Origin of the sequence: Streptomyces acidicola (assembly GCF_009377235.1) — a bacterium.
Classification (GTDB): Bacteria; Actinomycetota; Actinomycetes; order Streptomycetales; family Streptomycetaceae; genus Streptomyces; species Streptomyces acidicola.
The window spans coordinates 1-13,503 of the sequence record NZ_VMNX01000254.1 but is presented as its reverse complement, the minus strand read 5'-3'; the positions used below and the strand labels follow the sequence as shown (position 1 = coordinate 13,503).

12 protein-coding genes are annotated in these 13,503 nt (G+C 70.9%); 8 read left to right on the top strand and 4 right to left on the bottom strand.

All coding sequences use genetic code 11. The features are described from left to right. On the top strand, window positions 1-1,239 hold a 1,239-nt coding region (locus FPZ41_RS39010), incomplete at its 5' end, for a glycoside hydrolase 5 family protein (protein ID WP_152868608.1). Window positions 1,240-1,298: 59 nt separating this feature from the next. On the opposite strand, the gene nagZ is transcribed toward FPZ41_RS39010, so the two are convergent. Further along, window positions 1,299-2,810 (bottom strand): beta-N-acetylhexosaminidase, encoded by a 1,512-nt coding sequence (nagZ, locus tag FPZ41_RS39005; protein ID WP_322621295.1) that lies wholly within the window; start codon window positions 2,808-2,810, stop codon window positions 1,299-1,301. A gap of 67 nt (window positions 2,811-2,877) precedes the next feature. Next, a complete protein-coding gene (locus FPZ41_RS39000; protein WP_152868606.1) occupies window positions 2,878-3,273 on the bottom strand; it encodes a pyrophosphohydrolase domain-containing protein in 396 nt (131 codons plus the stop codon). Window positions 3,274-3,439: 166 nt separating this feature from the next. Here FPZ41_RS39000 and FPZ41_RS38995 point away from each other — a divergent pair, with 166 nt between their 5' ends. Together FPZ41_RS38995 and FPZ41_RS38990 are read left to right on the top strand one after the other, a co-directional pair. Then, window positions 3,440-4,588 carry a peptidoglycan recognition protein family protein gene (locus FPZ41_RS38995; RefSeq protein ID WP_322621294.1) on the top strand — a complete coding sequence of 383 codons (1,149 nt, stop codon included), beginning with the start codon at window positions 3,440-3,442 and terminating at the stop codon, window positions 4,586-4,588. Window positions 4,589-4,782: 194 nt separating this feature from the next. Continuing rightward, window positions 4,783-5,769 (top strand): TAXI family TRAP transporter solute-binding subunit, encoded by a 987-nt coding sequence (locus FPZ41_RS38990; RefSeq protein ID WP_152868605.1) that lies wholly within the window; start codon window positions 4,783-4,785, stop codon window positions 5,767-5,769. 38 nt (window positions 5,770-5,807) lie between these two features. Here FPZ41_RS38990 and FPZ41_RS38985 read toward each other — a convergent pair whose 3' ends face one another. Continuing rightward, the gene (locus FPZ41_RS38985; protein WP_322621293.1) at window positions 5,808-7,214 is read right to left on the bottom strand and encodes a sensor histidine kinase; all 1,407 of its coding nucleotides are present in this window, start codon (window positions 7,212-7,214) and stop codon (window positions 5,808-5,810) included. A gap of 9 nt (window positions 7,215-7,223) precedes the next feature. Next, complete coding sequence (locus tag FPZ41_RS38980) at window positions 7,224-7,910, bottom strand: response regulator transcription factor (protein ID WP_322621292.1); 687 nt, start codon at window positions 7,908-7,910, stop codon at window positions 7,224-7,226. Window positions 7,911-8,151: 241 nt separating this feature from the next. Between FPZ41_RS38980 and FPZ41_RS38975 the strand changes: the two genes are divergently transcribed. From FPZ41_RS38975 to FPZ41_RS38955, 5 genes are all read left to right on the top strand, one after another. After that, a complete protein-coding gene (locus FPZ41_RS38975; protein ID WP_152868603.1) occupies window positions 8,152-8,928 on the top strand; it encodes an amino acid ABC transporter ATP-binding protein in 777 nt (258 codons plus the stop codon). A 174-nt stretch (window positions 8,929-9,102) separates the two neighbouring features. Next, on the top strand, window positions 9,103-9,942 hold the full coding sequence (locus tag FPZ41_RS38970) for a glutamate ABC transporter substrate-binding protein (RefSeq protein ID WP_152868601.1): 840 nt from the start codon (window positions 9,103-9,105) through the stop codon (window positions 9,940-9,942). A gap of 75 nt (window positions 9,943-10,017) precedes the next feature. Continuing rightward, window positions 10,018-10,686: an amino acid ABC transporter permease gene (locus FPZ41_RS38965; RefSeq protein WP_322621291.1), complete on the top strand. Its 669-nt coding sequence runs from the start codon at window positions 10,018-10,020 to the stop codon at window positions 10,684-10,686. Next, complete coding sequence (locus FPZ41_RS38960) at window positions 10,683-11,615, top strand: amino acid ABC transporter permease (protein WP_152868599.1); 933 nt, start codon at window positions 10,683-10,685, stop codon at window positions 11,613-11,615. The genes FPZ41_RS38965 and FPZ41_RS38960 overlap by 4 nt, the downstream gene beginning before the upstream one ends. 204 nt (window positions 11,616-11,819) lie before the next feature. Then, the coding region (locus FPZ41_RS38955) for an FAD-dependent monooxygenase (protein WP_322621290.1) at window positions 11,820-13,503 on the top strand (1,684 nt) is incomplete at its 3' end.

The following is a 13,503-nucleotide window of genomic DNA, read 5'->3' as shown; positions in this document are numbered from 1 at the left end:
GCACCGCCCCCCACGCCGCCCCTCCGTTTCGGCGTCAACTACACCCCGCGCCGCGGCTGGTTCCACTCCTGGCACGACTTCGACGAGGCACACGCCCGCGAGGACCTGGCGCAGATAGCCGGGCTGGGCCTGGACCACGTCCGGGTCTTCCACCTCTGGCCGCTCCTCCAGCCCAACCGCACGCTGATCCGCACCGCGGCCGTCGACCAGCTGGTCCGGCTCGTCGACCTGGCGGGCGAGACGGGACTCGACGTCATGGTGGACGGCGTGCAGGGCCATCTGTCGAGCTTCGACTTCTACCCGGAGTGGACCCGCAGCTGGCACCACCGCAACGTGTTCACCGACCCCGACGCCCTCGACGCCCAGGCACGGCTGCTCAAGACCCTCGGCCGCGCCCTCGCCGACCGCCCCCATCTCATAGGTCTCCAGCTCGGCAACGAGCTCAACAACCTGGTCGAGCACAACCCGGTCACACCCGAGCAGGTGGACCACTATCTCGACACCCTCCTCACCGCGGCCCGCGACGGCCTCTCCGCCGCCCCGCCCGACCGCCTGGTCACGCACTCCGCGTTCGACGCGGCCTGGTACGGCGACGACCACCCGTTCACCCCGGAGGCCTCCGCCCGCAAGGGTGACCTGACCACCGTCCACCCCTGGGTCTTCTCCGGCGACTGCGCGCGCCGTTACGGGCCCCGCTCCCCGCAGGTGCTGCACCTCGCCGAGTACGGCGTGGAACTCGCCAAGGCCTACGCCGTGGACGTGAACCGGCCCGTCTGGGTCCAGGAGACAGGGGCGCCCGAGCCGCACATCCCCGCGGTCGACGCCCCGGACTTCGCCCGCGCGACAGTGCTGAACGCGGCCGGGTGCGCCGGGCTGTGGGGCGTGACGTGGTGGTGCTCCCACGACGTGGACCGCTCCCTGGCCGACTACCCGGAACTGGAGTACACCCTGGGCCTGTTCGACTCCTCCGGCCGGGCCAAGCCGATCGCCGCGGCCCTCGCCGAGACGATCGCCGGACTGCGCGCCGAGCCTCCCGCTCCCGAACCCCGCACCACCGCCCTGGTCCTGGACTGTGCACCGGGCACCCGGTCCGTCTCCGGTCCGGGCGGCACGTACTTCGAGACGTGGATGCGTCTGTGCACCGAGGGCGCCCGCCCCGCCGTGGTCCTCGCCGAACGCGCGGACGATGCCGGGTACCTCGCGGCCCGGGGAATCACGGAGCTCGTGAGGGCGGGATGACGCTCACCCGCCCATGAAGGCCGGATGACGCTCACCCGCCCATGAAGGCCGGATGACGCTCACCCGCCCGTGAGGACCTCCGCGACCGCCCGCAGGTTCACGCGCCCCCGCCCGTACGAGCAGAGCCCGCCTGCCGCGCCCGCTGCGTCTCCTGCGTTTCCCGGCTCCGGCAACCCCGTCGCCACCCGTACCGCGTCCGGCCGCCCGGCCAGCAGCGCGTCACGGAGCCGGTGCTGCCAGGGGTGCAGCCCGGCGTCGTACGCGGCGACCACCAGCGGCGATCCCTCGGCGCCCCGCAGCGCCTCGGCTACGAGCCCCGCCAAGTCCGCGGGCTCCTCGGTGACCGCCGTCCCCGTGGCCGTGGGGTCGAGCGCGCGCACCTCGGTCAGCAGGTCCTCACCGCCCCAGTTGAGCGCGGGATGCGGGGGCGGGAACAGGTCGACGACATGGGCGCCCCGCACGGGCCCCGGCAGCGCCTGTCCGCGTACGGCACGGCGGGCCGCCTCCAGCCCGGCGCCGGCGTCCCACGGACCGCTCACCACAGGGGTGGCGTACCGCCTCGCCAGCTGCCGGACCCGCCCGGCGGCCTCCAGCACACGCTCCGCCGGGAGCTCACCGGCCCGGAGCGCCTGGAGCACCGCGTTCCGGCAGGCGAGGGTGACGTCCAGGTCCGCCACCGCGACGACGACCTGGTCGACCCCGGCGGCGAGGGCGAGCCGCGCTCCGGCGGCCTCTCCGTAGCGGTCGGAGATCGCCTTCATCTCCAGGGCGTCGCTGACGAGGACGCCGTCGAACCCGAGGTCGCCACGGAGCAGTTCGCCCAGGACGCGCGGGCTGAGGGTGGCGGGCCGCTCGGGGTCAAGGGCCGGGTAGACCACGTGGGCGCTCATGAGCATCGGGACGCCCGCGGCGACGGCCGCCCGGAACGGCTCGATGTCGTGGGCGAGTTCGTCGTACGGGCGGGGGTCGACGGCCATGTCGTGGTGGCTGTCGGTCTCGGTGCCGCCGTGCCCGGGGAAGTGCTTGGCGCAGGAGGCGACACCGCGCGCCTCGGTGGCGGTGATCCAGGCGCGCAGCTGGCGGGAGACGAGCGCGGGGTCGGCTCCGAAGGAGCGGGTGCGCACGATCGGGTTGCGCGGCTGGTGCTGGAGGTCGGCGACGGGGGCGTACGACGCGGTGATGCCGAGCGAGGCCAGGTGCCCGGCGAGCGCGTCGGCGCAGCGCGCGGTCAGCTCGGTGTCGTCGACCACGCCGAGTGCGAAGTTGCCGGGGACCTCGGGTGCGCCCGCGCCCACCAGATGTCCGATGCCGCCGCCCTCGTTGTCGATGGCCACGAGCAGGTCGGGGCGCAGTTCGCGCAAGCGCTCGGTGAGGCCGCGGAGCTGGTCGGCGTCGCGCACGTTGCGGGTGAAGAGGATGACCCCGCCGAGTCCGCGCTCGATGAGCCCCTTCAGGTCGTCGGGGACCGCCGTGGTGCCCTCGAACCCGGCGACGAGGCAGCGATGGGCAGCCTCGTCCAGGTCGGCCGGCAGGTCCGGCTGGTGGTGCGCGTGCTCAGGGTGGTGGGTCACGTGCAGATGATAAGAGTCACCAAATCCAGCCCACAAGATGAATCATTCAACCGCCACCGCCGTACTCCTACCCCTTCCACCCCTGGCTCCGCAGCACCCCCGACACGTCCGGCGCCCGGTAGTGCTCCCCCTTGAGGACCTTGCCGTCCTCGCGGCGGGCGACCCTGCCGTCAGGGCCCAGCTTGGTCATGTTGGAGCGGTGGATCTCGGCGATCACCGCGTCGAGGTCGATCCCGTGGACGAGGGCGGTGCCGTACGCCACGTACACGACGTCCGCGAGTTCGTGCGCCAGCCGGTCGAGCGGGCCCGCCACGGCCACCTCGGCGGCCTCGGAAGCCTCCTCCGCGAGCAACTCGCCCCGGTGAGCGGCGAGTTCCGGCGCCACCTCCGTCGGCTCGGTGCGGGCGTCGAGCCCGAAGGCGTGGTGGAACTCACGGACGAGATCGGCTGGCGAGAGGTGCATCCGGTGACCTTACCGGCATGCCGCCGACGGCCGTCCTGCGCGAAATTCGGAACCCGCCGGTAGCGGGGGGCGGTGTGCGCCGCGCCGGCCCAACCCCCTACTCTCCCTTGGGTCTTCAAGCATGGCCTGCGCACCATCTCAGCCAAGAAACGTCGAGGACCCCACCGTGACAGTTCCCCCCACTCCTCCCACCTCCCCTGCCCACCGGGCGAAGTCCCGGGTGACCCGGCGCACCATGATCGGTGCCGCGGGCGCGATCACGGCCGCGGCTGTGATCACACCGACCGTGATGGCCACGACGAACGGCTCCGACGGCGACGCCGCCATCGACACCGAGGACACCAAGCCGGGCACGACCTCGGAGACGTTCCCCGAGACCCGCGCCAAGACGGCCACCGGCGAGGCCCCCGTCGAGGCCGCGTTCCCCATCGGCTACGTGGGTGTGCGCTGGGAGGGCACCTCCGCCGTGTCCGGTGGCGGCATCCGGCTGCGCGACGCGGACGGCGCGCAGGGCGCCTGGCAGGACTTCAGCGCCGGCGGCTGCTCGGAGACCAACGGCGGCGCCCTGCTGATCGCCGCCGACAAGGCCTCCGGCTACGAACTGAAGGCGCCCGACGGGTCCACCAAACTGCGTTCGCTGGCGCTCGACACCCAGCAGGGTCCGGGACGCAAGGTCGCCGTTCCCTCGGACACGACCCGTGTACGGGGTGTCGCCTACCTGTCGCGGGCGGCCTGGGGCGCGGACGAGAGCCTGCGCTTCAAGCCGGACGGCACGGAGAACACGCCGCCCGCGTACTACCCGTTCCAGACCATCGCGGTCCACCACACCGCCACGGTCAACGACGACCCGGACCCGGCGGCCACCGTACGCGCGATCTACCAGCTCCACGCCATCACCAACGACTGGGGCGACATCGGCTACCACTTCCTCATCGACGAGGCGGGTGCCATCTACGAGGGCCGCTACTCGGGTGACGACGGCATGCCCGCGCACGACGGGGACGGCAAGCTGGTCACCGGTTTCCACTCCGTCGGCTACAACATCGGCAACCTCGGCATCGCCCTGCTCGGCACCCTGACGGAGCAGGGCCCGACGGACGCCGCCCGCGCCTCGCTCACCCGGCTGGTCCGCGTGCTGACGCGGCTCCACGGTGTCGACCCGAAGGCCACGGTCACGTACACGAACCCGGTCAACGGCAACGTGAAGGAGGTCCCGGAGATCACCGGCCACCGGGACTGGTTCGACACGGAGTGCCCGGGCCAGACGATGTACGACGAACTCGACCGGCTCCGCGACGAGGCGGCACGCGGCTGACCCTTCAGCCGCCCTTCACCGACCCGGAGGATGCCGGGCCCGCATTCCACGGCGGGCCCGGCATCGCCGTACCGGGGCACCGACGCGCCGGAGTTCCGCACTCCGCGTCACGCTTCCGCACCCCCTCGTCACGACCCCGCACCCGGTCGGGCCCGGCCCTTGGCCGACGTCCGCTGACCTGGCAGGATGCGCGCATGTTCCCGGCACCCCACCGCATCGGCGCCCACCGCGTGCTGCTGGCCTCGACGGCCGCGCTCGTGGTCCTCGGGCTGCTGACATGGTGGCTGTGGCCGCGCGAGCAGCCTCCGACCGGGACGATCACGATCAGCACGGGACCGCAGAGCGGCGTCTACCACGACTACGGCGAGCGGTTGCGCACGGCCATCGCCAGGGACATGCCGGGCCTGAAGGTGGAGCTGCTGACGAGCGACGGCTCCCAGCAGAACGTCACGCGGGTGGCGGGCGGAGAGGCCGACCTCTCCATCGCCGCGGCCGACGCGGTGGAGTCGTACGAGGGACCCGGCCGCGGCAGGCTGCGCGGACTGGCCCGTCTGTACGACGACTACGTGCAGGTCGTCGTCCCCCACTCGTCGGACATCGAGAACATCTCGGACCTCAAGGGCAAGCGGGTGGGAGTGGGAGGGGAGGAATCCGGGGTGCGCCTGATCGCGACCCGGGTGCTCAAGGCAGCCGGGCTGGACCCCGAGAAGGACATCGTTCCGAAGAGCGACAGCATAGGGACGGCCCCGGACCGGCTGCGGAACGGCGAGATCGACGCCTTCTTCTGGTCGGGCGGCCTGCCGACAGGCGGTCTGGTCGACCTCGCCCAGGTGTACGACTTCCGGTTCATCCCGATCAGCGGAGACCTCGTCACCGAGCTGCACGCCCAGGGCGAGACCTCCCGCTACTACCGGTCCTCGGTGATGCCCGGCGACGCCTACCGGTCCATCCAGCAGGGCGCTCCCGTGCAGACGCTGACCGTGGCGAACCTGCTCGTCACGCGCTCGGACCTCGACCCCCGGCTCACCGAATGGCTCACCCGCGTGGTCATCAAGAGCCGCGACAACATCGGCTCCCATGTCCACGCGGCCCAGCTCGTGGACCTGCGCACGGCGATCTACACGGACCCCCTGCCCCTCCACGAGGGCGCCCGACGGTACTACCGCTCCGTCAAGCCGTAGGAGCCCACCACGCCGCCGGAAACGACGCCCTCACGGCCTCAGGACGTCGGCCCCGTCCTCGGTACCGTGACGGTCACCTTCAGGCCGTGCGGCTCGTGGCGGATGTACGCGATCGAGCCGCCGCCCGCGCCGAGGAGGGCACGGGAAATGGACAGTCCGAGGCCGGAGCCGTTGATGTTCTGGTGACCGGGGCTGCGCCAGAAACGGTCGCCGATGCGCCCGAGTTCCTCGTCGCTGAGGCCGGGCCCGCCGTCCGTGACGACGACCGTGGAGGCCTCGCCGTTGGAGGCGACCTCCACGTCCACCGTCTGGCCCTCGGGGGTGAACTTCAGCGCGTTGTCGATCACCGCGTCCAGTGCGCTGGACAGGGCGACCGGGTCGGCCCAGGCGGTGGTGGGCGGGCAGGTCCCCGCCAGCCGGACGCCCTTGCTCTCGGCGACCGGTCCCCACGCGGCCACCCGCTCGGCGGCCAGCTCGCCGATGTCGGTGAGCCTGAGGTCCGCCTCGGCGTGCTCGGCCAGCGCCAGGTCCAGCAGGTCGTCGAGGACCTGGGCGAGACGCTTGCCCTCGGTGCGGACGGAAGCGATCTCCTTGTTCCCCTCGGGGAGTTCGAGTGCGAGCAGGTCGATGCGCAGCAGCAGCGCCGCGAGCGGGTTGCGCAACTGGTGCGAGGCGTCGGCCACGAAGGCGCGCTGCTGCTCCAGCACGTCCTCGACGTTGTCGGCCATCTCGTTGAACGAGCGGGCCAGGCGCCGCAGCTCCGGCGGCCCGCCGGCGACCGCGACCCTCGACTTCAGGCGGCCCGAGGCGATGGCGTGCGTGGTGGTGTCGAGGACGCGTACGGGCCTGAGGACCCAGCCGGTCAGCCGCAGCGCGGCCCCGACGGCGAGGAGCATGGCGGCGACGAGACCCGCGGAGATGACCAGCCAGCCGTGCAGGATCTCCGACCGCATGTGTCCGGTGGGCGAGTCGGTGACGACGACGGCGACGACGTCACCGTCCCGGATGACCGGGGACGCCACGACGAGACGGTTCCGCTGCCAGGGCCACACCTGTTCCGGATCGTGACTGCGGCGCCCCAGCCGGGCCTCGTCGTAGGCGTCGCGGCCCTCGCCCTCCTCGGGCACCAGCCAGGTCTCCGGCGCGTTCGCCATGGGGCTCCTGTTGCGGTCGTAGACGCCCGCCCGGATGCCGTACACGTCGTGGTAGCGCTCCAGCTCCTTCTGCAGGGTGTCGCGCCGCTCGTCCGGGATGTCCACCCGCGAACCGCTGGGACGCTCGGTGACGTACTGCGCGAGCGCCGCGAACCGCGCGGTGTCGTCGATACGGTCGACGACCACCCTCTGCTGCTCCGCGGCCGCCAGGCTCACCGCCAGCGGGATGCCGAGTGCGAGCAGCACGGCGGCCATGAGGACGATGAGCAGCGGAAGAAGACGAGTGCGCACGTGGGCACGCTATGACGCGGAGGTGACGAGCCGGTACCCGACTCCGCGCACTGTCTCGATCAGTGCGGGCATGCGCAGTTTGGACCGCAGGGACGCCACGTGCACCTCCAGGGTGCGCCCGGTCCCCTCCCAACTGGTCCGCCACACCTCGCTGATGATCTGCTCCCGGCGGAAGACCACCCCGGGCCGCTGGGCGAGCAGCGCGAGCAGGTCGAACTCCTTGCGCGTCAGCTGCACGACGGAACCGTCCACGGTGACCTGCCGGGTCGGCAACTCTATGCGCACGGACCCGAGATGGAGCACATCCTCCCCGGTCACGGCGGTGTCGTCCGGGAGGCTGCGCCGGCTCACGGCGTGGATACGGGCGAGCAGCTCCCCGGTGTCGTACGGCTTGACGACGTAGTCGTCCGCTCCGAGGTTCAGGCCGTGGATCCGGGACCGTACGTCGGAGCGGGCGGTGACCATGATCACAGGGGTGCTGGTGCGCTTGCGGATCTTGCCGCAGACCTCGTAGCCGTCCTGGTCGGGCAGGCCGAGGTCCAGCAGGACGACGCCGAACCCGGCGCCCTCGGGGACCAGTGCCTGGAGCGCCTCCTCGCCGCTGCGGGCGTGTGTGACGTCGAAGCCGTGCCGCGCCAGTACCGCGGACAGGGCGGCCGCGACATGGTTGTCGTCCTCGACGAGGAGCAGTCTCACTCCGGCCCCCTCCGGTTCGTTCGGTCGTTACGTGCCCATGGCAGTGACGCCGATGACGGAGGACCGCGTCAAGTGCGTATCCCCTGGTGTTACCCAGCCGGTACGCTCCCCGGCCCGGCCGCTACGGGGAGTACCTGTCTGCGACCCGATCGTTATGCTCAATTCTCGCTCAGATGTAATGACGCTGGTCGGCGCCGGTCACTACTGTCTCCGCAACCGAGGAGGACGGAGCCATAAAGCGATGACCGAAGTATCGGTGGCCAAGGACGTTGTGGCCGGGACGAGCGACTTGGTCGTCCTGAAGAGCGTCAACAAGCACTTCGGCGCGTTGCACGTGCTCCAGGACATCGATCTGACCATCGCCAAGGGTGAGGTCGTTGTGGTCATCGGGCCCTCCGGGTCCGGTAAGTCCACCCTGTGCCGCACCATCAACCGCCTGGAGGGCGTCGACTCCGGCGAGATCCTGATCGACGGCCGACCGCTGCCCGCGGAGGGCAAGGAGCTCGCCCGGCTCCGTGCCGACGTCGGCATGGTGTTCCAGTCCTTCAACCTCTTCGCGCACAAGACGGTGCTCGAAAACGTGATGCTGGGACAGCTCAAGGTCCGCAAGACCGACAAGCAGAAGGCCGAGGAGAAGGCACGCGCCCTGCTCGACCGGGTCGGTGTCGGCACGCAGGCGGACAAGTACCCGGCGCAGCTCTCGGGTGGCCAGCAGCAGCGCGTCGCGATCGCCCGGGCGCTGGCGATGGACCCGAAGGTCATGCTCTTCGACGAGCCGACCTCGGCGCTCGACCCCGAGATGATCAACGAGGTCCTGGAGGTCATGCAGCAGCTCGCCCGCGACGGCATGACCATGGTGGTCGTCACCCATGAGATGGGCTTTGCCCGTTCGGCGGCCAACCGGGTCGTCTTCATGGCCGACGGCCGCATCGTCGAAGAGGCCGTGCCGGACCAGTTCTTCAGCAACCCCCGCAGCGACCGGGCCAAGGACTTCCTGTCGAAGATCCTTCACCACTGAGGGCCCAGTGAGGGCCCAGCGACGGTCCGTTGAGGGCTCGTCAAAGGCCCGTTGAGGGACCTGACCGGGGGCCTGAATCCCAGGCCCCCGGCGGCCCACGTCACCCGCATCCGACGGCCTGCGCCCCACCGCACCGACGGCCCGCATCTCTTCATCACGCAAAGGACGTGCACCATGAAGCTCCGCAAGGTCACCGCCGCCTCGGCCACCGTCTTCGCCCTCGCCCTGACCGCCACCGCGTGTGGCTCCGACGACGGCGGCGACAGCGGCGACGGCGGCGGCAAGAAGATCACCGTCGGCATCAAGTACGACCAGCCGGGCATCGGCCTCAAGGAGCCCGACGGCTCGTTCTCGGGCTTCGACGTCGACGTCGCCACCTACGTGGCCAAGGAACTCGGTTACGCCGAGAAGGACATCGAGTTCAAGGAAACTCCGAGCGCCGACCGCGAGAACGCGCTCCAGCGCGGCGATGTCGACTTCATCGCGGCGTCCTACTCGATCAACGACGAGCGCAAGGCGAAGGTGGACTTCGCCGGCCCGTACCTGCTGGCCCACCAGGACCTGCTGGTCCGTGCCGACGAGAAGGGCATCAGCGAGGGCACTGACCTCAATGGCAAGAAGCTCTGCTCGGTCACCGGTTCAACCTCCGCGCAGAACATCAAGAACGAGATCGCCCCCAAGGCCCAGCTGCGTGAGAACGGCACGTACTCCGAGTGCCTCGACGGGCTCGCGAGCGGCGCGGTCGACGCGCTGACCACGGACGACTCGATCCTCGCGGGCTACGCGGCCCAGGACCAGTACAAGGGCAAGTTCAAGCTGGCCGGCCTCAAGCTGAGCAACGAGAACTACGGCATCGGTGTCAAGAAGGGCGACACCGAGATGGTCGACAAGATCAACAAGGCCCTGGAGAAGATGGAGAGCGACGGCTCCTGGGAGAAGGCCGTCGAGGCCAACTTCGGCCCGGCGAACTACAAGAACGAGCCCGCCCCGAAGATCGGCGACATCGTCAAGTAAGGCAGGAATCGGCGGTGGGCCGCTCGGCGGACCGGCCCACCGCCGCCCTCGGCACACGCGGAAGCGCGGGAGATCGTGTTCGACTTTCTTGAAGGCTACGACGTCCTAGGGGCGTTCTGGACGACAGTGCAGCTGACACTGCTCTCGGCCGTCGGCTCCCTGGTCTGGGGCACGATCCTGGCCGGTATGAGGGTCAGCCCCGTGCCGCTGATGCGCGGCTTCGGCACGGCCTACGTCAACATCGTGCGGAACATCCCGCTCACCGTCATCATCGTGTTCACCTCGCTCGGCCTCGCCGACGTCTTCGGCGTGACCCTGGGCGCCGCCGACGACTTCGCCGCGCTGTCCTTCCGGCTCGCCGTTCTGGGTCTGAGCGCCTACACAGCGACCTTCGTGTGCGAGGCACTGCGCTCCGGCATCAACACGGTGCCCGTCGGCCAGGCGGAGGCGGCACGCGCCATCGGGCTCAGCTTCACCCAGGTACTCACCCTCATCGTGCTGCCGCAGGCGTTCCGCACGGTGATCGGTCCCATGGCCAACGTCCTGATCGCGTTGACCAAGAACACCACGGTCGCGGCCGCCATCGGTGTGGCGGAGGCCTCTCTGTTGATGAAGGAAATGATCGAGAACGAGGCGCAGCTCCTCCTCATCGCCACGATCTTCGCCCTGGGCTTCGTGGTGCTGACGCTGCCGACCGGTCTCCTCCTCGGCTGGCTGAGCAAGCGACTGGCGGTGAAGCGATGAGCTCCGTTCTCTACGACACTCCGGGCCCCCGTGCCAAACGGCGCAACGTCATCTTCTCGGTGGTCTTCGCCGCCCTGATGGTGCTGCTGCTCTGGTGGGTCTGGCAGACCATGTCCGACAAGGGCCAGCTGGACAGCGCCAAGTGGAGCCCGTTCACCGAGGCGCAGGCGTGGACGACGTATCTGCTGCCAGGCCTCGTCAACACGCTCAAGGCGGCGGCCCTGGCGATGGTGATAGCCCTGCCGCTGGGCGCGATCCTGGGCATAGCGCGGATGTCGGACCACCGGTGGGTGCGTGTCCCGGCCGGTGTGATCGTCGAGTTCTTCCGCGCCATCCCGGTCCTGCTGCTGATGGTCTTCGCCAACCAGTTCTACTCAGAGTCCACGCAGATCAGTAGCGACGAGCGGCCGCTGTACGCAGTGGTCACGGGCCTCGTCCTCTACAACGCCTCGGTGCTCGCCGAGATCGTCCGCGCGGGCATCCTGTCACTGCCCAAGGGCCAGACGGAGGCCGCCCAGGCGATCGGTCTACGCAAGACGCAGGTCATGTCGTCGATCCTGCTGCCGCAGGCCGTCACCGTGATGCTGCCGGCGATCGTCAGCCAGCTCGTCGTGATCGTGAAGGACACGGCGCTCGGCGGCGCGATGCTGAACTTCACCGAGCTGCTCAACTCCCGCAAGACGCTGGCGGCGAACTACGCGAACGTCATCCCCAGCTTCATCGTCGTGGCGGTCATCTTCATCGTCCTGAACTTCATCCTGACCAGCTTGGCCAGCTGGCTGGAGGACAGGCTGCGGCGCGGCAAGAAGTCGACCGGAGCGGTTCTTCCCGCGGCGGCGGTCGCGGGCACCGCGGCGACCGGCGCGGACGGCGGCGGGGTCATCGGGGCCCCCGGGGTCATCGGCGGTGACGTCGGAGACAAACCCTGACCGACGCCGGCACAACGGCGTCGGTACATCGAACAACTGACGGCATGTGAAGAATCGAAGGCAGTGGCGCGCGCGCCACTGCCTTCGTCGCTTGACGCAAACACCGGCAGTGGGTTGCATACGTTCTGTGATCGTGCACGCCGCTCCATCTGGCTGTTCCCCAACATTCCTCAGGACACCTCTCCGGGCAGGGGGCACCGCGCCGTGGATCCGGTGATCATCGTCGGAGCGGGGCCCGTCGGGCTCACGCTCGCCCTCGCCCTGGCGCGCCAGGAAGTCCCCTCCGTGGTCCTCGACGAGGGCCCCGGCAAAGACGAACAGCGGCTCGCGCGCACGGTCGTCCTGCGCGAGGACACGGCCGCGCTCCTGACCCGGCTGACCGGGTTCCCGCCGACCGACGCGGGACTCGTCTGGTCCGGATGGCGTTCCGTGCGCCGCCGGCAGGTGATCCGGAACGTCCGCTTCGACGACATGCCCGGCGGGACCGCGTCCGAGGGCGCCGCCCGTGCCGCCGGTGCCGCTGAGGACGATCCCGACGCGTTCGCCGGACCTGCCCCGCTGCATATCGCCCAGCACGTCCTGACGAGCGCGCTGCGCGCCGCCCTCTCGAACGAGCGGCTGGTCAAGGTGGCCGTGGAGAACCGCCTCGACGCGATCGAGCAGGAGGCATCGGGCGTCACGGCACACACCCGCGGCCCCAAGGGCACCTGGTGGCGGGGCAGCTACCTCATCGGCTGCGACGGCCCGCGCTCGACGGTGCGCAAGCTCCAGGACATCCGTTTCCCCGGACGTACCGCCGTGGAGCGGCACGCCGTGGCGGCACTGCGGACGGAACTCCCCTGGCCCGCAGAAGCGTTGCTGCACCGGGCACCGCCGTGGCGGACGTCCGGGCCCTCGGCCGAGGAGATCACCGCCCGCCCCCTCCCCGACGGCGTATGGCGTCTGGACTGGCTGCTGCCTCCGGGCAAGGACCTGGTCACCCCGGACCTGCTGGTGGCGCGCATCCGCGAGACCCTCGCGGGCTGGAGCTCGGGCTCGACACCTCCGTACGACCTGCTGGACACCGGAGTCCACACCGTCCACCACCGCCTCGCACGCCGCTGGCGGGCCGGCCGGGTCTTCCTCGCCGGGGACGCCGCGCATCTGCTGGGCGCGCTCGGCACCCATGGCCTCGACGAGGGACTGCGGGACGCCGACAACCTCGCCTGGAAGCTGGCCCTGGCCTGGCACCACGGCCCCCACGAGGGGCTGCTCGACAGCTACCAGGCGGAGCGGCGCGGGCTCGTCGCCGCCCGGCTGCGCGCCGCCGACCAGGCTCTGCCGCTGCTGCGCGGCAGCAAGGGCCTGCGGTCCTACGTGCCCGGCTCGTCCCGCGGCCACGACACGCTGCTCACGGACGGCCACCTGGGTCGCGGCCCGCTGGGCGCGCCCGGGGCGTACGCCGATTCACCGCTCGCGCCTCCACCCACCGAGTCGGAGACCGCCGTCGATACGCCCCCGGGTTCCCCGGTCGTCGACGTACGGGTGACCGCCGAGGACGGCACCTTCGTCCGGCTGCGGGACCGGCTCGGGCGCGGGGCGCTGCTGGTGCTGCTGATCGCACCGGGCACGGGGGTGTGGGAGCGCAAGCACTGGGTGAGCGCCGGGATCATGCCGCGGCTCGCGGCCGCCGTGACAGCGCTGCCGCGCCCCGCCGAACTGCTGGTCGCCGAGAGCTACCCGGGCGCGGCCGCGCACACGGTCCTGCTGATCCGTCCGGACGGCCATCTGGTCACCGCGCTCAGCGGAGTACGCCCGGCGGACCTGTACGCGGCGGCGGAGGCGGCACTGGGCGGCCCGCCAAGGCCGGAGGCGGCCGCAGGGGCGGAAGCTGGGGCTGGGACGGGAG